Origin of the sequence: Gordonia alkaliphila (genome assembly GCF_039542465.1) — a bacterium.
GTDB lineage: Bacteria > Actinomycetota > Actinomycetes > Mycobacteriales > Mycobacteriaceae > Gordonia > Gordonia alkaliphila.
Genome location: NZ_BAABIE010000003.1, coordinates 229,405 through 248,756 on the forward strand (window position 1 = coordinate 229,405; position 19,352 = coordinate 248,756).

Annotated in this window: 15 protein-coding genes; 7 read left to right on the forward strand and 8 right to left on the reverse strand. The window is 69.6% G+C overall.

Features of this window, described 5'->3' with window-relative positions; translation table 11 throughout:
• Positions 1 to 33 precede the first annotated feature (33 nt).
• Positions 34 to 750 carry a TMEM165/GDT1 family protein gene (locus ABD989_RS04905; protein WP_345312635.1) on the forward strand — a complete coding sequence of 239 codons (717 nt, stop codon included), beginning with the start codon at positions 34 to 36 and terminating at the stop codon, positions 748 to 750.
• A 56-nt stretch (positions 751 to 806) separates the two neighbouring features.
• Here the strand turns inward: ABD989_RS04905 and ABD989_RS04910 are convergent, their stop codons facing one another.
• A complete protein-coding gene (locus ABD989_RS04910; RefSeq protein WP_345312636.1) occupies positions 807 to 2,447 on the reverse strand; it encodes a TM0106 family RecB-like putative nuclease in 1,641 nt (546 codons plus the stop codon).
• A 130-nt stretch (positions 2,448 to 2,577) separates the two neighbouring features.
• Between ABD989_RS04910 and ABD989_RS04915 the strand changes: the two genes are divergently transcribed.
• Together ABD989_RS04915 and ABD989_RS04920 are read left to right on the forward strand one after the other, a co-directional pair.
• Complete coding sequence (locus ABD989_RS04915; RefSeq protein ID WP_345312637.1) at positions 2,578 to 3,291, forward strand: DUF6474 family protein; 714 nt, start codon at positions 2,578 to 2,580, stop codon at positions 3,289 to 3,291.
• A 13-nt stretch (positions 3,292 to 3,304) separates the two neighbouring features.
• Positions 3,305 to 3,802: a hypothetical protein gene (locus tag ABD989_RS04920; protein WP_345312638.1), complete on the forward strand. Its 498-nt coding sequence runs from the start codon at positions 3,305 to 3,307 to the stop codon at positions 3,800 to 3,802.
• 33 nt (positions 3,803 to 3,835) lie between these two features.
• On the opposite strand, the gene ABD989_RS04925 is transcribed toward ABD989_RS04920, so the two are convergent.
• Together ABD989_RS04925 and rraA are read right to left on the reverse strand one after the other, a co-directional pair.
• Positions 3,836 to 5,389, reverse strand: coding sequence for a succinic semialdehyde dehydrogenase (locus ABD989_RS04925; RefSeq protein WP_345312639.1), 1,554 nt, complete (start codon positions 5,387 to 5,389; stop codon positions 3,836 to 3,838).
• A gap of 40 nt (positions 5,390 to 5,429) precedes the next feature.
• Positions 5,430 to 5,912 (reverse strand): ribonuclease E activity regulator RraA, encoded by a 483-nt coding sequence (gene rraA / locus ABD989_RS04930; RefSeq protein ID WP_345312640.1) that lies wholly within the window; start codon positions 5,910 to 5,912, stop codon positions 5,430 to 5,432.
• Positions 5,913 to 6,087: 175 nt separating this feature from the next.
• On the opposite strand from rraA, the gene ABD989_RS04935 reads away from it, so the two are divergent.
• A complete protein-coding gene (locus ABD989_RS04935; protein WP_246993281.1) occupies positions 6,088 to 6,318 on the forward strand; it encodes an RNA-binding S4 domain-containing protein in 231 nt (76 codons plus the stop codon).
• On the opposite strand, the gene ABD989_RS04940 is transcribed toward ABD989_RS04935, so the two are convergent.
• Positions 6,315 to 6,836, reverse strand: coding sequence for a hypothetical protein (locus ABD989_RS04940; RefSeq protein ID WP_345312641.1), 522 nt, complete (start codon positions 6,834 to 6,836; stop codon positions 6,315 to 6,317). The genes ABD989_RS04935 and ABD989_RS04940 overlap by 4 nt on opposite strands.
• A 436-nt stretch (positions 6,837 to 7,272) precedes the next feature.
• Between ABD989_RS04940 and ABD989_RS04945 the strand changes: the two genes are divergently transcribed.
• The gene (locus ABD989_RS04945; RefSeq protein ID WP_345312642.1) at positions 7,273 to 8,244 is read left to right on the forward strand and encodes a DUF4352 domain-containing protein; all 972 of its coding nucleotides are present in this window, start codon (positions 7,273 to 7,275) and stop codon (positions 8,242 to 8,244) included.
• 76 nt (positions 8,245 to 8,320) lie between these two features.
• Positions 8,321 to 9,727, forward strand: a complete 1,407-nt coding sequence (locus tag ABD989_RS04950) for a serine/threonine-protein kinase (RefSeq protein WP_345312643.1) — start codon at positions 8,321 to 8,323, stop codon at positions 9,725 to 9,727.
• 18 nt (positions 9,728 to 9,745) lie between these two features.
• On the opposite strand, the gene ABD989_RS04955 is transcribed toward ABD989_RS04950, so the two are convergent.
• A complete protein-coding gene (locus tag ABD989_RS04955; RefSeq protein ID WP_345312644.1) occupies positions 9,746 to 10,864 on the reverse strand; it encodes a CaiB/BaiF CoA transferase family protein in 1,119 nt (372 codons plus the stop codon).
• Entirely contained in the window at positions 10,861 to 12,048 is a 1,188-nt protein-coding gene (locus ABD989_RS04960; RefSeq protein ID WP_345312645.1) for an acyl-CoA dehydrogenase family protein, read from the reverse strand. Before ABD989_RS04960 ends, ABD989_RS04955 begins: the two co-directional genes overlap by 4 nt.
• 144 nt (positions 12,049 to 12,192) lie before the next feature.
• Here ABD989_RS04960 and ABD989_RS04965 point away from each other — a divergent pair, with 144 nt between their 5' ends.
• Positions 12,193 to 13,221, forward strand: a complete 1,029-nt coding sequence (locus ABD989_RS04965; RefSeq protein WP_345312646.1) for a LacI family DNA-binding transcriptional regulator — start codon at positions 12,193 to 12,195, stop codon at positions 13,219 to 13,221.
• A gap of 38 nt (positions 13,222 to 13,259) precedes the next feature.
• On the opposite strand, the gene ABD989_RS04970 is transcribed toward ABD989_RS04965, so the two are convergent.
• The gene (locus ABD989_RS04970) at positions 13,260 to 14,714 is read right to left on the reverse strand and encodes a glutamate synthase subunit beta (RefSeq protein ID WP_345312647.1); all 1,455 of its coding nucleotides are present in this window, start codon (positions 14,712 to 14,714) and stop codon (positions 13,260 to 13,262) included.
• On the reverse strand, positions 14,707 to 19,281 hold the full coding sequence (gltB, locus tag ABD989_RS04975; RefSeq protein WP_345312648.1) for a glutamate synthase large subunit: 4,575 nt from the start codon (positions 19,279 to 19,281) through the stop codon (positions 14,707 to 14,709). The genes ABD989_RS04970 and gltB overlap by 8 nt, the downstream gene beginning before the upstream one ends.
• Between the last annotated feature and the right edge of the window lie 71 nt (positions 19,282 to 19,352).

A 19,352-nucleotide genomic window follows, 5' to 3' on the forward strand; every position in this document is an offset into this window, starting at 1 on the left:
GACCGGTATCCAAGGCTGCCTAGCCTGGCCTACATGATGACCGCGACTCTCCTGGGATTCGGCGTGATCTTCGTCGCCGAACTCGGCGACAAGTCGCAGCTGATGGCCCTGACCTACGCCATCCGGTACCGCTGGTGGGTGGTGCTGAGTGCGATCCTCGTCGCAACCACACTGGTCCACGCCATTTCGGTGTTCTTCGGCCACTTCCTCGGGGCGTCGATCCCCACCGACCTGATGTCGGTGGCCGGCGGCCTGGCGATGCTCGCCTTCGCCCTGTGGACCCTGCGCGGCGACGAGCTGTCCGACGACGAGACCTCCCGCGCCGCGCGGGTCAGCGGCTCGGTCTTCCTGGCCGTGATGAGCGCGTTCATGCTGGCCGAACTCGGCGACAAGACCATGTTCGCCACCATCACGCTGGCCACCGACAACAACTGGCTCGGCATCTGGATCGGGTCGACCCTCGGCATGGTCGCCGCCGACGCCCTCGCCATCGCCGTGGGCCGATTGCTCGGCAAACATCTGCCCGAACGCATCATCGCGCTCGTCGCCGCTGCGCTGTTCTTCGGCTTCGCGGTGTGGCTGCTGGTCGACGGCCTGCTCGGCGCCGGAACGCAGCTGCTGATCGGCACGCTCGTCGCGGTGGCGGCCATGATCACCATCGGCACGGCGGTGATCGTCGCGACCCGTCGTCGTCGTGCCCGGGAAGCCGCGATGTCGACACCCGAACCCGTCGACACCTCCGTCCACTGATCCCAACCGCCGGCTGGGTCCCCACCGCCGGCTGAGCCTGTCGAAGCCTCCGGTGATCAGCCGAGGAGTTCCGGCACGGTCGGCAGGCGCAGGATCTGCTCGGACGTCAGCCACTCGCGCAGCACCTTGGTGGCCTGTACGTCGTCCTCGTTGTACCGCAGCAGCCGGTCGCGCTGGCTCACGTCGGTGGCGGCGCCGTCGAGACCGACCGCCGCCGCGTACCACTCCATGGACGCCTCGCCGCTGGCCTCGGCGTCGTGCCAGGAGAAACCGGCGACCGGCGCGATCCGCTTGAGGCCCTTGCCGTTGGGGCAGATGAAGTTGCGGTTCACCGCGACGTAGATGTCCACCCATTCGTCGGAGGCGATGAACGCGTCCACCTCGGCGCGCGTCGGGACGCCGGGGAGTCCGGCGAACCGGTCCGCGCTGGCCCGCAGCCAACGGTTCTCGGCCTGCTCGGAATAGCAGTAGGCGGCGAACGTCTTCCCGGCCTCGCGGGCCAGACGACGACGCTCGGTGAGCCACGACCAGAAGCGGCCGAAGGCATGACCTTCGTCGAAGGTCGGCAACGGATCCCAGGTGACGAAGGGCAGATACTGGGCGCCGCGCTCCGGCGTCGAATGATCGGTCAGGAGCGTGCCCCACAGGTAGGCGCCGCGCTCCCCGTAGCTCTCCATGTCGACGTCCACCTCGATGTCGGCGCGGTACACCGCGGGCCGCTCGAGGCGTCGGACCAGTGGCACATCCAGTCGACGACAGTTCGCCGCGACCACCGCATCCAGGAAGGCCAGGTTGCCCGGCCAGTCCTGCGGCGCGTCGCCGCGGTAGTCGGCCAGCTGTTCCACGGTGGTGATCCCCGCGGCGGTGAGTGCCGCGGTGCCGGTGCCGCCGACCACCAGGCTCACGTCGTCGGCCTCCACCAGCTGCGCCTCGCACTGCGGCCACCAGTCGCAGCTCCGGCACTCGTTGATGCGGCGGGGGACGGTGGCGATCGTTCCCTCCGCCACCGCACGACGACGCGCGAAGGTCGTGTCGTACTCGTCCATCACGGTTCCGAGGGGCACGGCGAGCATGCAGTCGGCGTCGACGCCGATCACCACGCCCACCCAGTCGGCGCGATCGTCCGACGGCGCCAGCCCCTCCGCCTCGAGCATCGCGGCCAACTGCGCCAACCGCAGCGCATCGCGGCGGTTGCTCCGCGCGCTCCGCGTCGCGTCGAGCGCGGGCCGCCAGGGTCCGAGCGGGCTGGTCTGCAGCGTGATCGGGACCTCCGGATCCCGCTCGCCCTTCACCGGGGTGGTGATCCGGTGGTTGACGATGATCATCGGCAGGTAGCCGTTGCCGCCGCGGATCAGCGCCTCGGCATGTCCGCGTCGGCCGGCCTCGACGTCGGCCGGCAGCGCGGCGGTGAAGATCCAGTCGACCTCGTCGGCGCAGGCCTGCATGGTCAGTTCGGCACGGCGGCGCTGCGGCAGATCGTCGTCGATCACCACGACGGTGGCCGGTTCCGACTCGAGGAGGTCGCGGAGCTGCTCGACGACCTGCGCGCGGTGGGCCTGCGCGGCCTCGATCCGGCGACGCGCCTCCGGAGTCTCCAGACCCGGCGCTCCGTCGGCGGCCTGGCGCGCTGCCGAGTCCAACGCCAACCGGTGTTCACACCCGGCCAGGTCTCGTGCACCGAGGACCGCTGAACCCACGTGCCGCCTACCTCTCGTCCATTCATCGCCGGTGTGGCAACGCTGCGCCACCGTCTCATTCCCTAGAGACACTATGCAATGCTGGTATCAGTCAGGCGCTGCGCGCCGGTCTTCCGCAGGAAAGGACACCATGGGTCTCTTGTCGTCCCGCCGGGCCTCGCGCGTGCAGCGCAAGGCCGAAGCCAAGATCCGCAAGGCGGAGGAGAAGGCCGTCAAGACCCGCGTCCAGTTGGAAGCGAAGGTCGGCGCGCACGAAGAAGCCAAGCGCCACAAGAAGGCGTTGAAGACCGAGCACAAGTACCAGGCCAAGGCGCACAAGGCCGAGCGCAAGACCACCAAGAGCGCGGGCAAGGCCCAGCAGAAGGTGGCCGCCGCCGAGGCGAAAACCGTTGCGGCACAAGCGAAGGTCGCCGAGAAGCAGTCGCTGCTGAATCCGGCGAAGGTCCGTCGCTACCTGACCGTCGGACGCATCCTTGCGCCCATCGCCGGGCCGATCCTGTACCGCGGCGCCGTCGCCGCGCGCTCGGAGATCACCGCTCTGCAGGCGCGCCGCGCGGGCGTTCCCGCCGCCACCCTGACCCAGTTCGGCGGCCCCAGCGCCGCCCTGCGCGCCCGCATCTCCACCGCCCAGGAGACCGCGCAGAAGGTGGGCGAGGCCGACTCGACGCCGGAGAGCTCCGCCTTCGTCAACACCATGCTGGGTCGGCTGAACAATCTGGTGGTGGCCGCCGATGCCGCCGACACCATGCCCCCGGCGCAGCGTCGTGCCGCGCAGCGGGCGATCAGCAATGAGCTGACCGCGATCGACAACGATCTGCTGGCCCGCCTGAACGTCCACCCGTAAGGAGACGCCCACCGTGGCCGACAACGAATCCACCGCACCCCTCGGCGGAAACGACGACGCTGAGGCGACCTCGGCCGCCGAGCAGGCCCCCGCCGAGAAGGCGCCCGCCAAGAAGACTCCGGCGAAGAAGGCTCCCGCTAAGAAGGCACCGGCGAAGAAGACGGCTGCGCAGAAGGCGACTGGCGCCAAGAGGGCCGCGCCCGCCAAGGCACCGGCGAAGAAGGCTCCTGCCAAGAAGACGGCCCCGGCCGCGAAGGCGGTGCCGCCGGCCGACGAAGCTCCTCAGACAGAAACGCCGAAGGCAGAAGCCCCCAAGCCCGCCGCGCCCGCGGCACGGCCCGCCGATTCCGTCGCGCAGGCCGATGCGGCGCGCGAGGCGTTCACGCAGCTGCGGCGCACGTCGCCCACCCAGTTGCCGGGCGATCGGATCACCCCGAGCATGGTCGCGGCACTGGTGGCCGCCATCGCGCTGATCGTGGCCGTGACACGACGCTGCCGCCGACGCGCCTGAGCAAGCGCGCGCCGACGGCAGCAGCCGGTCGGCCTACCGACCCGGCAGGTACTTCAGGGTGCGGATCGCCAGCGGCGTCAGCTTGAGGAAGACGTTGCGCGGCACGCCCGCCATGCCGTCCAGGCCGATGAAACGCTGCGCGGCGATGGTCTGCGGCTCGGTGTACTTGTGCAGACCCTCCTCGCCGTGGCGGCGGCCCACACCGGATTTGCCCATGCCGCCCATCGGTGCGGCCGTGGATCCCCAGGCCGCGGCGTAGCCCTCGTTGATGTTCACGGTGCCGGCGCGCAGGCGCTCGGCGATCCGCTGCGCCAGGGCGCTGCTACCGGCGAGAACGCTCGCGTTGAGGCCGTACTCGGTGTCGTTGGCGCGCTCGACGGCTTCGTCGATCGAGGCCACCGGGTAGATCGACACCAGCGGGCCGAACGTCTCCTCACGGCAGCACAGCATGTCCTCGGTGACGTCGGTGAGCACCGTGGGGGCATAGAAGAACGGCCCGAGGTCGGCGCGCTTGCGGCCGCCGGCCAGCACCGTCGCGCCCTTGGACACCGCGTCGTCGACGTGCTCTTCCAGCGTCTTGACCTGGTCGGCGGAGGCGAGCGAGCCCATGTCGGCCGACAGGTCGTAGCTGGCCGAGAGGTTCATCTTCTCGACGAAGTCGGCGAACTTGCTCTTGAATTCGTCGGCGATCGACGCGTCGACGTAGATCCGCTCGATCGAGATGCACAGCTGACCCGAGTTGGAGAAGCAGGCGCGGGCGGCGCCTTCCACAGCGCGGTCGATGTCGACGTCGGCGGTGATGATCATCGGGTTCTTGCCGCCCAGCTCCGCGGAGAAGCCGATGAGACGCTTGCTCGCCTGCTGCGCCAGCAGCGCGCCGGTGGCCGACGAGCCGGTGAACATCAGGTAGTCGGTGTTCTCGACGATCGCCTGTCCGATCACCGAACCCGGGCCGGGGACCACGGCGAACAGCTCGCGGGGCAAACCCGCCTGGTAGAGCAGTTCGGCCAGGGCCAGGGCGCAGTACGGGGTGTTGCTGTCCGGCTTGATCACCACGGCGTTGCCGGCGACGAGCGCGGCGACCGCGTCGGACACGGCGAGCGTCAGCGGGTAGTTCCACGGGCTGATCACGCCGACCACGCCCTTGGGCTGGAAGCGGACGCGAACGTCGGTGGCGCCCGGGATCATGCCGGGGACCTTGCGCTCAGCCAGCATCTTGGGGCCGTGGGTGGCGTAGTAGCGGGCGGTGAGCGCCACGTCCAGGACCTCTTCCTGGGCGTAGATGCGCGCCTTGCCGGTCTCGGCCTGCGCGATGTCCATCAGGGCGTCGGCGTTGTCGTACACCAGCTCGGAGAAACGGCTCAGCACGGCGGCCCGCTCGGCGGCGCTGCGCTGCGCCCACTCGACCTGTGCCAGGCGGGCACGCTCGACGGCCAGCTCCAGGTCCTCGACGGCAGCCACCGGGATGGTGGCCATCTCGGCGCCGCTGAAGGCTTCGAGTACCGGCTTGGCCGGGCGGTCGGCCGGGTCGTCGATCGCCGCGAGGGCGGCCAATCGCTTGAAATACGCGGGGGTGGGCTTAGCCATGGTTCTTCTCCAGTTCAGGTGGGAAACGGGCTGGTGCGCGTCAGGGCGTCACGACGACGATGCCGTCGTCGTCGGAATAGAGGTGGTCGCCGGGGGTGAAGACGATGCCGCCCAGCTCCACCGGCACGTCGCGCTCGCCGAACGCGGTCTTGGACGACTTGCGCGGGTTGGTACCGAGAGCCTTCACGCCGATGGCCATGGTGCCGATGGTCTTGGCGTCGCGGATGGCGCCGTTGGCGACGATCCCGGCCCAGCCGTTGCTGCGGCCCAGTTCGGCGATGATGTCGCCGACCAGCGCGGTGTGCAGCGAGCCACCGCCGTCAATCACCAGGACGCCGCCCGGGTTCGGCTCGGACAGGATGGACTTGAGCAGCGCGTTGTCCTGGAAGCAGCGGACCGTCGTCACCACGCCGACGAACTCGCGCTGGCCGCCGTACTGGGTGAACTGGGTGTCGCAACTGCGGACGTCGTCGCCGATCTGGTCGACGAGGTCGGCGGTGGGCGTGAATTCGATCGCGGTCATAGCACCGAGTGTAGGCCGGGCGCGACGCCGACTGTACCGCCCGGTAACACACGTCACCCCGTGACAGCGGGCCTACGGTGGATGCGCGGCACCCTGCTGGTGATCCCCGGACTCAACGTGCTCGTGGTCGTCTGACCCTCGGGGCGAGTCGGGTACGGCGCGGCGACCGGGCAGAATGGGCCGGGTGGACGACATCGAGATTCGCGACGACAGCATCCGCCTGGGCCAGTTCTTGAAGCTGGCCAGTCTGATCGAGACCGGCGCCGACGCCAAAATGGTCCTCGCCGACGGGCTCGTCACCGTGAACGACGAGCTGGAGACCCGACGCGGACGGCAACTGCACGACGGCGACGTGGTGGAGATCGGCGGAATCAGCGTGCGCGTGCGCACGGCACCGAGCAGCTAGCCGGCCGCCCCCGCGGGCACCGGCGGGAGGGCGCACATCTGCGCGCCTTCGAGTCGTCGGGCCAGTGCGAACCACAGCAGCAGCAGGGCGGCGACCGCCAACACCGGCTGCAGCGGCGCGAACCAGGCCAGCGCACCGGAGTAGCCGAGCGCGAGCAAGGCGATCTTGTTGCACACCGGGCAGCCGACGGCGAACCAGGTGAGGCCCGCGCCGAGGATGCCCCAGCGCCCTTCCCGGTCGGTCTGCTCCACCGCGGGCGCGTCCTTGTCCGTCACATAGGTGGCGGCGAGGAGACCGGCCAGCACCGCGGTGAGGATCCACACCGGATAGTTCCACGCCGTCGGCGGGATCTCCCGGCTGAACAGGGAGTTGGGGATCAGCACGGTCGCCAGTCCGACGAGGACCAGCATGACGGCGGCCACCAGGAACGCCACCACGGCTTGCCGGAGAGTCGCGGCGCGAATCGCGGCGACGATCAAGCCGGGCGAACGACGGAATGTGGCGAGGACAGACTTCACGCCTCCACTGTGCCTGAATCAGACGAACAGCGGCGGCGAGGGTCACGCAGCGCGCCGCAGGCGACGGAATTCCTCCGTCGTCACCAGGCGCTCGCGGTCGGCGGCCAGGGACCGCGGGGCACGGAGACGTCCCCACACGGTGCGGGCGACCTCGCGTCCAGAGCGCCGTCGACCCCGATCGTTGGTTAGCGATGACATGGGTCTCCTCCCCGGAAGATTCGGACGTGCTCTTGGCCCGTATGTCGTGCTCCGGCCGCCGAACGTTACCCGCGCGGGCCGCCTCGGCGCGTCGCCTGTGGTGCGCCGCACGACGGTCCGCCGAGTGTGTCGGCCGTTCGGACGACACGCCGAGAATGTCGGAGCTCTCCGATATACCTTCTAACGACATTCTCCGGCGACCCCGAGCCGGCAGGTCGATCGCCGAGGAGGACTTCCGATGACCAACCCCACGCCCCCGCCCGCAGAGCAGCCCGACGGCACCCCGCAGCAGCCGGTGCCGCCGCAGCAGCCGGGCACTCCCCAGGACCAGGAGTCCGGCCAGTACCAGCCGGGCCAGTTCCAGAGTTCGGGTCAGTTCCAGACTCCCGGTCAATTCCAGAGTTCGGGGCAGTTTCAAGTGCCGCCGACCTATCCCGCGTTCGGCACCCCACCGCCTCCCCCGGCACCGAAGTCGCGCAACACGATCGGCATCATCGCCCTGGTCGCCGCGCTCGTCGGCTTCCTTTTCGCCTGCATCCCGGGCGCCTTGATCATCGGCTGGATCCTGCTGCCGATCGCCTTCATCCTGGGCATCGTCGGGCTGTTCAACTCGCAGCCGAAGGGCACCGCCATCGCCGCGGTGATCATCTCGATCGTGGGCACGATCGTCGGCGTCGTCGTGTTCCTCACGGTGGTCACCGACGCCGTCGACGACGCCTTGAACTCCGACGACACCGTCTCCCTGGTCGACCCGAACGGCGAGACCACCGATCAGGGCGAGGACTCCGGCGCGGTCGGTTCCAAGGAGAATCCGGCACCGCTCGGCAGCACGCTGAAGGCCGGCGACTGGGAAGTGACGCTCAACAGCTTCGATCCCAACGCCACGCAGAAGGTGCTCGCGGCCAACAGCTTCAACGACGAACCCGCCGCGGGCAACGAGTACGCCCTGGCCAACCTCACCGCCAAGTACGTCGGCGAGGGCTCGAAGTCGACCTTCGACCTCACCGTTGCGTATGTCACGAGCGCAGGCAACGTGATCAACTCCTACGACAACAACGCCGTGGGTCCGGATCCGACCTTCGACGGCGAGGTGTACAACGGAGCCTCGGTGACCGGCAACGTCGACTTCGAGATCGCCGACGGCGACAAGGGCTTGATCCGTGTGGACATGGGCATCTTCGGCAAAGAGGTCTACTTCGCCACCCGCTGACCGACCCGCATGATCCGATCCGCCGGGCCCCGTGTCGTGACACGGGGCCCGGCGGCTGCGGCGAAAGGACACCTGCATGAACGACGACCGCATCGCCGGATACAAGATTCTGCGTCGGCTCGGCGCGGGCAGCATGGGTCAGGTGTTCCTCGTCGAGCATCCGCGGCTGCCGCGCCGGGACGCGCTGAAACTGCTGCCCGGCGAACTCTCCCGCAGCGACGACTTCACCGCCCGGTTCGCGCGCGAAGCGGACCTGCTCGCGCAGCTGTCGCATCCCAACATCGTCACCCTGTACGACCGCGGCGAGCACGACGGCAGCCTGTGGATCGCCATGGAGTTCGTCGACGGCACCGACGCCGGCGCCCTCGTGCAGGCGCGGGGTCCGCTGTCCGTGGATCTGGTCCTGCCGCTGATCGCCGGGGCGGGCGCGGCGCTGGACTACGCCTGGCGCACCCAGAAGATCACCCACCGGGATGTGAAGCCCGGCAACATCTTGATCGCGTGGGATCGCGACGCGAACCCTCCGGCGCTCGACACCGTGAAGCTCGCCGACTTCGGGATCGCCAAGGCCGCCGAGGAATCGACGTCGCTCACCGCGACCGGCATGACCATCGGCACCATGGCGTACATCAGTCCCGAAGCGATCGACGGATCTCCCGTCGACAACCGGTCGGACATCTACTCGCTGGCCTGCACCGCCTACCACCTGCTCGCCGGCCGTCCGCCCTTCACCGAGACCTCGATCTCGGCGCTCATGGCAGCGCACCTGCACCGACCGGTCCCGCCGATCCGCACCGTGGCACCGCACGTCCCGGCCGGGTGGGACGCGGTCTTCGCACGCGCACTCGCCAAGGATCCTGCCTCGCGTTACGGCACCTGCGCCGAGTTCGTCGCGGCGCTCTCCGCCGCCACCCAGCCCAGTGCGGTTCCCACCGGCGGCCCGGCGTACTCCCCGACCCTGGCCGGCTCCGCACCGGCCGTGCGCCATGCGCACACCACGACCACCGGCCGCAGCCAATGGCTCCTGCCGGCGGCCGTCATCGTCGCCGCCATCGCGCTCGTGGCTGCCGGCACCTTCGTCTTCCTGAACGGGCAATCGGACGGCTCCGACTCGACGGTTGCGGCACCGTCGAGCACCCACACGGTGACGACCACGACGACGCCGAGCTCCACGACAACGGCGGCGACCACCCCGACGGTGCAGGCGCAGACCCCGACCGAGACGGTCACCGTGCCGGTCACGCCCGCGCCGGTCGAAGGCCAGCCGTGCGGTGCCGATCAGTTCAACGACTACTCCGCCGACGGCACGCTCTACTGCAGCGCCATGAACGAGGCGTGGACCGACCTCACACACCAGTCCCGTCCCGCTGTCGAACGCGGATCCAGCTGCAGCGAACCTGGCGCCCGGGCCCGAGTCCAGTACACGGACGGTATTGCGACCTGCAAGATCGGTCCGGACGGCACCCTCATCTGGGATTGGTGACCGTAGCCGCCGGGTGCCTCAGCTTTCGCCGAGCCTCGGGGGCGCCGACCGGTAGGCAGCCGGCGTCGCCGAGAAGGTGATCGGGTGCGAGACGGTCCGCACCGGGCCGTCGCGCCGTGGATCGTCGATCTCGACGATCGGTGCCAGGCCGAGCCGCTCCGCGAGGGCGAACGCCTCCCCGAGGTCGTTCACCGGACCGCACGGCACGCCCACCGCGGTGAGGCGGCCGAACCAGCCGTCAGCGGTGTCCGCGGCGAGCAGCGGCGTCAACCCCTCGAGCAGTGCGCCGCGGTGCGCCACCCGTTCGGTGTTGGTACCGAAGCGCGGGTCGTCGGCCATCGCGGCGGCGCCGAGTTCGGTGACCAGCGCGCGGAACTGCCGGTCGTTCCCGACGGCCAGCGCCAACGCTCGATCGGCGGTCGGCACCAGTTCGTAGGGCGCGATGCTCGGGTGCTTGTTACCCATCGCCCGCGGGACCACGCCCGCGCCCACGTAGCCCGACGCCTGATTGACCAGGGCCGACAGCAACGACGACAGCAGGTTCACCTCGATGCGCTGGCCGCGACCGGTGGCATCCCGGTGGCGCAGCGCCGCCAGGATCCCGACCGCGGCGTGCAGTCCGGTCACCACGTCGACCAGCGCGACGCCCACCTTGATCGGCTCCTCCGGCGACGGCCCGGTGACGCTCATCAGACCGCCGACCGCCTGCACCAGCAGGTCGTATCCCGGCAGGTCGTTGTGTCCACCGAAGCCGGTGATCGAGCAGTAGACCACTCCCGGGTTGGCCTCGGCCACCGCCGCGTAGCCCAGACCCAACCGGTCCATGGCGCCGGGCAGGAAGTTCTCCACCACCACGTCGGCGCGCGCGGCGAGCTCCAGGGCGGCGGCGAGATCGTCGTCGTCGCGCAGGTTCAGCGCGCGCGAGATCTTGTTCCGGTTGGCCGCCTGAAAGTAGGTGGCCTGCTCGTAGGCGAACGGCGGACCCCACGAGCGGGTGTCGTCGCCGCCGTCGGGCCGCTCCACCTTGATCACCTCGGCGCCGAGGTCGGCGAGCAGCATGGTGGCGTACGGTCCGGCCAGCACCCGACCGAAGTCGGCGATCACCAGGCCGTCGAGCGCGCCCGCGGTGTCGGTCACCGGAAGGCCGAGGCGCCGGTGAGGGCGCGGCCGATGCTCAGCTGGTGCACCTCGGAGGTGCCCTCGTAGGTGAGCACCGACTCGAGGTTGTTGGCGTGCCGGATCGCCGGGTACGCGAGCGTGATGCCGTTGGCGCCCAAGATGGTTCGGCATTCGCGCGCCACCTTGATGGCCTCGCGGGTGTTGTTCAGCTTGCCGAGGCTCACCTGTGCCGGCTCCACCTCACCCGCGTCCTTGAGTCGTCCGAGCTGGTACGCCAGCAGGTGGCCCTTGCCCACTTCCAGCGCCATGTCGGCGAGCTTGGCCTGGGTCAGCTGGTAGGCGGCGAGCGGCTTGTCGAAGACGAGACGGGTCGACGCGTAGTCGACGGCGGTCTCCAGGCAGTCGCGCGCGGCGCCGATCGCGCCGAAGATGATGCCGAAGCGCGCCTCGTTCAGGCACGACAGCGGGCCGCGCAGACCGGCGGCCTTCGGCAGCATCGCCGACTCGGGCAACCGCACGTCCTCCAGGACCAGCTCGGAGGTCACCGATGCGCGCAGCGACATCTTGGCGCGGATCTCCGGCGCCGAGAAGCCCGGCGTGTCGGTGGGCACGACGAAGCCGCGGATACCCCGCGAGCCCTCCTCCAGGTCGGTGTTGGCCCACACCACGGCGACGTCGGCGACGGAGCCGTTGGTGATCCACATCTTGGTGCCGTTGAGCACCCAGTCGCCGCCGTCGTGAACGGCCCGCGTGCGCATGCCGCCGGGATCGGAGCCGAAGTCGGGTTCGGTGAGACCGAAGCAGCCGATCGCGTCGCCGGCCGCCATCTGCGGGAGCCAGTGCTCCTTCTGCTCCTCGCTGCCCCAGTGGTGGATGGCGAACATCGCGAGCGAGCCCTGCACCGACACCAGCGAGCGGATACCCGAGTCGATGGCTTCCAGTTCCAGGCAGGCCAAGCCGTACGACACCGCGCTCATGCCGGCGCAGCCGTAGCCCTCCAGGTGCATGCCGAGCACGCCGAGGCCGCCGAGCTCCTTCGCGAGTTCACGCACCGGGATCCGCGCCTCGTCGAACCAGTCGGCGATGTGCGGACGGATCTTCTCGTTGCCGAACTGCCGGACGGTGTCCCGGATCTGCCGTTCGTCGTCGTGCAGGAGGGTGTCGAGGGCGAAGAGTTCGGTGACGGTGCGCGTGTCGGCCATGGCGGTTTCCTTCTCCGGTGCGAAAGCTGTAGCGCACGGCCGCGACGATTGTGCAATCCTTTGCGCAATCGATTGCGCCGTGTTGAAATGAGATTAACCAGCCACGCACCATCGGGTCAATCCCCACCACCGAAAGGCCCCGAGATGTCCGAATCCAGGCGCACCGCACGGCCGCCGACGATGAAGGAGATCGCCGACCGCGCCGGGGTGCACACCTCGACGGTGTCGCGGGTGCTGCGCCAGACCGAGCCGGTCGACGGCTGGTCGGACTCGGCGCTCCGGATTCGCGCGGTGGCCGACGAGCTCGGCTACCGCCCCAATCTCTGGGCCGCGAGCCTGCGCACTCGGCGCACCACCACGATCGGCGCGGTGATGCCGCGACTCACGGACGGCGTGGTCGCGACCATCTACCAGGGCGCCGAGGAGGCCGCGCGCACGGCGGGCTACTCGCTGCTGCTGAGCAGTCCGCCCGACGACCCGGCCGATCAGCGCGCCGCCATCGACCTGCTGACCGGCCGCCAGGTGGACGGTCTGCTGCTCAGCAGCCTGCACAGTCCCGCCGCCGAGTTCGTGGCCGACCTGGGGCTCTCGGTGCCCGCGATCGCGCTCAACCGGCACGCCGACTCCGGGCTGCCGTACGCCGGCGGCGACGACCACCTCGGCGGAGTACTCGCCGGTCGACACCTGCTCGACTGCGGCTACCGCCGCCCGGCCGTGGTGGGCGGTCCGCCGCACGCGACCACCGGCAACGACCGCCTCGCCGGGTTCGTCGCCGCGATGGCCGACGTCGGCGTCTCGCTCCCCGCCGAGCACGTCACCCACACCGCCTTCGACGTGGCCGGCGGCATCGCGGCCGCCCACCGGCTGCTGGACGCCCCGGACCCGCCGGACGCGATCTTCGCGGCCAGCGACTCCATCGCGATCGGCATTCTCGGCGTCGCCCGCGACCGGGGCCTGTCCATCCCGGATCAGCTCGGCCTGGTGGGCTACAACGACATCCCGGTCGCCGCCCAGCTCCCGGTCCCGCTGACCACGGTCGTCACCCCCGCCCACGAGATCGGCGCCGCCGGTGTCGGGCTGCTGCTGGAGAACATCGCTCACCCGGACGAGCGGCCCGCCGACGTGATCCTGCCCGTGGAACTGGTCCCCCGCGGCTCCACCGCACCGCAGTAGATCACCGAGACCGAGCTGGGCAGGTCAGACCGTGCGGGTCAGCGCTGCGCCACCTGGGTCGGGACGATCGGAGCGGGGAGCTCCGTGCTGCTCATCAGGTACTTGTCGACCCCCGCGGCCGCGGCGCGGCCCTCGGCGATCGCCCACACGATGAGCGACTGCCCGCGGCCGGCGTCCCCGGCAACGAAGACTCCGGGGACGCCGTTGGCCCCGAAGTCCTCGCCGCGCGCGACATTGCCGCGCGGGTCATAGGTGACACCCAACTTGTCGAGCAGGTCGCCGCGCTCCGGGCCGACGAAGCCCATCGCGAGCAGAACCAGGTCGCACTCCAGGTCGAAGTCGGTGCCCTCGACCTTCTCGAAGCGGCCGCCCACCATCTGCACCTCGTGCGCACGCAGGCCGGTGACCTGACCGTTCTCGCCGAGGAACTGTTCAGTGTTGACACTGAAGACGCGCTCGCCGCCCTCTTCGTGCGCCGACGACACCCGGTACATCAGCGGGTACAGCGGCCACGGCGTCGAGTCGGCACGCTCGGCCGGCGGGCGCGGCATGATCTCGAACTGGTGGACCACCTCGGCGCCCTGCCGGAGCGAGGTGCCCAGGCAGTCGGCACCGGTGTCGCCGCCGCCGATGATGACGACCTTCTTGCCCTCCGCGGTGACCTGGTCGGCCACCTCCTCGCCCACCGCGGCGCGGTTGGCCTGCGGCAGGAACTCCATGGCCTGGTAGATCCCGGTGAGCTCGCGCCCGGGGATCGGCAGGTCGCGGCCGATGGTGGAGCCGACCGACAGGACCACGGCGTCGTACTGCGCGCGCAACTCCTCGACGGTGATGTCGACGCCCACGTTGACGCCGGTGCGGAAGACCGTGCCCTCGGCCGTCATCTGCTCGAGACGACGGTCGATGATGCGCTTCTCCATCTTGAACTCGGGGATGCCGTACCGCAGCAGTCCGCCGATCCGATCGGCGCGCTCGAAGACGGTCACCGCATGCCCGGCCCGGGTCAGCTGCTGGGCGGCGGCCAGTCCGGCCGGGCCGGAACCGATCACCGCGACGCTGCGACCGGTCGGCTCGGACGGCAGCACCGGGACCACCGAGTCGTCGTCGAAGGCCTTTTCGATGAGCTCCACCTCGACCTGCTTAATGGTCACCGCCGGGGCGTTGATGCCCAACACGCACGACGCCTCGCACGGCGCCGGGCACAGCCGCCCGGTGAACTCCGGGAAGTTGTTGGTGGCGTGCAGTCGTTCGATGCCGTCGGCCCACCGCCCGCGGAAGACCAGGTCGTTCCACTCCGGAATCAGATTCCCGAGCGGACATCCGTTGTGGCAGAACGGGATTCCACAGTCCATGCACCGGCTCGCCTGCTTCTGCAGGGTGCCGTGGTCGAACTTGTTGTAGACCTCGTTGAAGTCGCGCAGTCGAAGTTCGACGGGACGCCGGGTGGGCGTCTCCCGTTCGGTGTACTTGAGAAAACCTCTCGGATCAGCCACGAGCCGCCTCCATGATCGCTTCGTTCACATCTCGTCCGGTGCGCTCGGCGACGTCGATGGCGACAAGCACTCTCTTGTAGTCGCGGGGCATGACCTTCGCGAACTTGGTCTGGGCCACCGCCCAGTTGCCGAGGATCTTGGCCGCCACCGGCGACCGCGTCTCGTCTCGGTGCTCGGTGAGCATGGCCTGCAGGTAGGCCAGGTCGTCGGCGTCGGGCACCTCGCGGTCCACCAACTCGGTGTTGAGGTTGCCGGCCAACTCCCCCTTCGGGTCGTAGACGTAGGCGACGCCGCCGGACATGCCGGCCGCGAAGTTGCGGCCGGTGGTGCCGAGAACGATCACGCGTCCACCGGTCATGTACTCGCAGCCGTGATCGCCGACGCCTTCGACGACGGCCTGCACGCCCGAGTTCCGCACGCAGAACCGTTCGCCCGCCACACCTCGCAGGAAGATCTTGCCCGCGGTGCCGCCGAAGCCGATCACGTTGCCGGCGATGATGTTCTCCTCGGCGAGGAAGCCCGCGGGGGCGTCCACCGACGGGGCGACCACGATCTTGCCGCCGGACAGACCCTTGCCGACGAAGTCGTTGGCGTCACCGGTCAGGCGCATGGTGATGCCCGCGGGCAGGAAGGCGCCGAAGCTGTTGCCCGCCGAGCCGGTGAGCGCCACCGAGATGGTGCCCTCCGGGAGTCCCGCCGCGCCGTAGGCCTTGGTGACCTCGTGCCCGAGCATGGTGCCGACCGTCCGGTTCACGTTGGTGATCGGCGTCTCGATGTGCACGCGCGTACCCGACTCGATGGCCGACCGGGCCTTCGCGATGAGCTCGTTGTCGAGGGCCTTGTCCAGACCGTGGTCCTGCGTGCCGGAGCAGTACAGGTCCTGGTTCATGAACGGCGACTCGGGCTGCGCCAGGATCGGCGACAGATCCAGTCGACCGGCCTTGGCCTCCTTCCAATGCGCGACGGCCTTGGTGGTGTCGAGCGCCTCGACCTGCCCGACGGCCTCCTGCAGCGTGCGGAACCCCAAGCGCGCCAACAGCTCTCGCACCTCTTCGGCGATGTACAGCATGAAGTTCTCGACGAACTCCGGCTTGCCGGTGAAGCGCTCGCGCAGCAGCGGATTCTGCGTCGCGACGCCCACCGGGCAGGTGTCGAGGTGGCACACGCGCATCATGATGCAGCCCGAGACCACCAGCGGCGCGGTGGCGAAACCGAACTCCTCGCCGCCGAGCAGCGCCGCGATCATGACGTCGCGGCCGGTCTTGAGCTGGCCGTCGACCTGCACCACGATCCGGTCGCGCAGACCGTTGAGCAGCAGCGTCTGCTGGGTCTCGGCCAGGCCGATCTCCCAGGGAGCACCGGCGTGCTTGAGCGAGGTCAACGGGCTCGCACCGGTACCGCCGTCGTGCCCGGAGATCAGCACCACGTCGGCGTGCGCCTTCGAGACACCGGCCGCGACCGTGCCCACACCCAGCTCGGAGACGAGTTTCACGTGAATCCGAGCTTCCGGATTCGCGTTCTTCAGGTCGTGGATCAGCTGCGCCAGATCCTCGATCGAGTAGATGTCGTGGTGCGGCGGCGGCGAGATCAGGCCGACGCCCGGCGTGCTGCCGCGGACCTCGGCGACCCACGGGTACACCTTGTGCGGGGGCAGCTGACCGCCCTCGCCCGGCTTCGCACCCTGGGCCATCTTGATCTGGATGTCGGTGCAGTTGGTCAGGTAGTGGCTCGTCACGCCGAACCGCCCCGACGCCACCTGCTTGATGGCGCTGCGCCGCGAGTCGCCGTTCTCGTCCCGGATGAAACGACGCGGGTCCTCCCCGCCCTCACCCGAATTCGACCGTGCGCCAAGGCGATTCATCGCGATGGCCAGCGTCTCGTGGGCTTCGGCGGAGATCGAGCCGTAGCTCATCGCACCGGTGGAGAAGCGCTTGACGATCTCGCTGGCCGGCTCCACCTTGTCGATCGGGATGGGGTCCCGGTCACCGAAGTTGAAGTCGAACAGGCCGCGCAGCGTACCCAGGCGCGCCGACTGATCGTCGACCATCTTGGTGTACTCCTTGAACACGCCGTACTGCCCCGTGCGCGTGGAGTGCTGCAGCTTGAACACGGTGTCGGGGTTGAACAGGTGGTACTCCCCCTCCCGACGCCACTGGTACTCGCCGCCCACCTCGAGCTCGCGGTGCGCCCGCTCGGAGGCCCGCTCGGTGAAGGCGAGATCGTGGCGCGCGGCCACCTCGCCGGCCACCTCGTCGAGGCCGATGCCGTCGAGCTGGCTGCGCAGGCCGGTGAAGAACTCGTCGACCAGGCCCTGGCTCAGGCCGATGGCCTGGAACAGCTGGGCGCCGTTGTACGACGGCACGGTGGAGATGCCCATCTTGCTCATCACCTTGAGCACGCCCTTGCCCGCGGCCTTGATGTAGTTGGCGCAGGCGGTCGGGTAATCGATCGACAGCACACCGGTGTCGACCAGGTCGTCGATCGACTCGAAGGCCATGTACGGGTTGATGGCGACGGCGCCGAAGGCGATCAGCAGCGCCATGTGGTGCACCTCGCGGGCATCCCCGCTTTCGACGACGATGCCGGCCCGCGTCCGCGTGCGCTCGCGCACCAGGTGGTGGTGCACCGCCGCGGTCAGCAGCAGCGACGGGATCGGGGCGAGCTTCTCGTTGGACTCGCGGTCGGACAGCACGATGATCTGTGCGCCGTCGGCGATGGCCGCCGACACCTGCGCCCGCACATCGTCGAGGGCGCGACGCAGACCCGCGCCGCCCTCGGCCACCGGGTACAGGCCGTGGATGTGCGCCGACGGGAAACCCGTTGCGGTGCCGTCGATGTCGACCAGTCGGGACAGTTCTTCGTTGTCCAGGATCGGCTGGCTCAGCACGATCTGCCGGGCCGACTCCGGGCCCGGGTGGAGCAGGTCGCGCTCACCGCCGAGCCGCTGCCCGATCGACGTGACGATCTCCTCGCGGATCGCATCCAGCGGCGGGTTGGTCACCTGCGCGAACAGCTGCTGGAAGTAGTCGAACAGCATGCGCGGTCGCGCCGACAGCACCGCGATCGGGGTGTCGGTGCCCATCGAACCGATGGCTTCGGCGCCGGCGGCCGCCATCGGCGCCACCAGCATGCGGAGGTCCTCATTGGTGTAGCCGAACAGCTGCTGCCGGTGCGCCACGCGGTCGTGGTTCATGAACACCTTCGGGCGCTCGGGCAGATCGGCCATGTGGATCTGGTTCTCGTCCAGCCACTGCTGGTACGGGTGCTCGCCGGCCAGGCCGTCCTTGAGCTCCTCGTCGCCGACGATGCGGCCCTGCGCGGTGTCGACCAGGAACATCTTGCCCGGCTGCAGGCGCTGCCGGGAGACCACCTCGGACGGGTCGATGTCGAGGACGCCGACCTCCGAGCCGAGCACCACGAGGCCGTCGCGGGTGACCCAGATGCGGGAGGGCCGCAGGCCGTTGCGGTCGAGCACGGCGCCGACCACGGTGCCGTCGGTGAAGCAGACCGACGCCGGTCCGTCCCAGGCCTCCATCAGCGCCGAGTGGTACTCGTAGAACGCCCGGTGCTCGGGCTTCATGGTCTCGTGCCGCTCCCAGGCCTCGGGCACCATCATCAGGACGGCGTGCGGCAGGCTGCGGCCGCCGAGGTGCAGCAGTTCCAGCACCTCGTCGAAGCGCGCGGTGTCCGACGCGCCCGGCGTGCACACGGGGAAGATCTTGTCGGCGGCACCGGCGCCGAAGACGTCGGCGTCGATCAGCGCTTCGCGCGCCCGCATCCAGTTCTCGTTGCCGGTGACGGTGTTGATCTCGCCGTTGTGCGCCACCCGACGGAACGGATGGGCCAGCGGCCACGACGGGAACGTGTTGGTGGAGAAGCGCGAGTGCACCAGGCCCAGCGCGCTCTCCACCCGGTCGTCCTGCAGATCCAGGTAGAAGTCGCGCAACTGCGGCGTGGTCAGCATGCCCTTGTAGACCATGGTCTGCCCGGACAGGCTCGGGAAGTAGACGGTGTCGCGGCCCGGACCGTCCTGTCCGGCGCCCTTCTCGCCCAGCTCGTACTGGATGCGCTTGCGCACCACGTAGGCCCGTCGTTCCAGGTCCATGCCCGACGCGCCGCCGAGGAACACCTGGCGGAAGGTCGGCATGGCGTCGCGCGCCAGGGCGCCCAGCGACGCGTCGTCCACCGGGACCTCGCGCCAGCCGAGGAGCACCAGGCCCTCGGCGTCGACGATCTTCTCGACACCGGCGACGGCGTCGACCACATCGTCGGCGGCCTGCGGCAGGAAGGCGATACCGGTGGCGTACTCGCCCTCCGGCGGCAGCTCGAAATCGACCACGGCGCGCAGGAACCGGTCGGGCACCTGCAGCATGATGCCGGCGCCGTCACCGGTGTTCGGCTCCGCGCCCGCGGCACCGCGATGTTCGAGGTTGACCAGTGCGGTGATCGCCTTCTCGACGATGTCCCGGCTGCGACGGCCGTGCATGTCGACGACGAAGGCCACGCCGCACGCGTCGTGTTCGTTGATGGGGTCGTAGAGCCCGACGGGCCCCGGCAAGTGCATCATGGATCTGCCTACTCCGTACGCCACGCTGCGCACTCATACGTACTGGAGAAGTCCCGGAAGAATCAGCGCGA

Bases quoted from the DNA above. Each gene is read 5' to 3' on its own strand.
- ABD989_RS04935 (WP_246993281.1), top strand. From the start codon at position 6,088: ATGGGCCGGGTGGACGACATCGAGATTCGCGACGACAGCATCCGCCTG.
- ABD989_RS04945 (WP_345312642.1), top strand. From the start codon at position 7,273: ATGACCAACCCCACGCCCCCGCCCGCAGAGCAGCCCGACGGCACCCCG.
- ABD989_RS04965 (WP_345312646.1), top strand. From the start codon at position 12,193: ATGTCCGAATCCAGGCGCACCGCACGGCCGCCGACGATGAAGGAGATC.
- rraA (WP_345312640.1), bottom strand. From the start codon at position 5,912: ATGACCGCGATCGAATTCACGCCCACCGCCGACCTCGTCGACCAGATC.
- ABD989_RS04915 (WP_345312637.1), top strand. From the start codon at position 2,578: ATGGGTCTCTTGTCGTCCCGCCGGGCCTCGCGCGTGCAGCGCAAGGCC.
- ABD989_RS04905 (WP_345312635.1), top strand. From the start codon at position 34: ATGATGACCGCGACTCTCCTGGGATTCGGCGTGATCTTCGTCGCCGAA.
- ABD989_RS04950 (WP_345312643.1), top strand. From the start codon at position 8,321: ATGAACGACGACCGCATCGCCGGATACAAGATTCTGCGTCGGCTCGGC.
- ABD989_RS04925 (WP_345312639.1), bottom strand. From the start codon at position 5,389: ATGGCTAAGCCCACCCCCGCGTATTTCAAGCGATTGGCCGCCCTCGCG.
- ABD989_RS04960 (WP_345312645.1), bottom strand. From the start codon at position 12,048: ATGGCCGACACGCGCACCGTCACCGAACTCTTCGCCCTCGACACCCTC.
- gltB (WP_345312648.1), bottom strand. From the start codon at position 19,281: ATGATGCACTTGCCGGGGCCCGTCGGGCTCTACGACCCCATCAACGAA.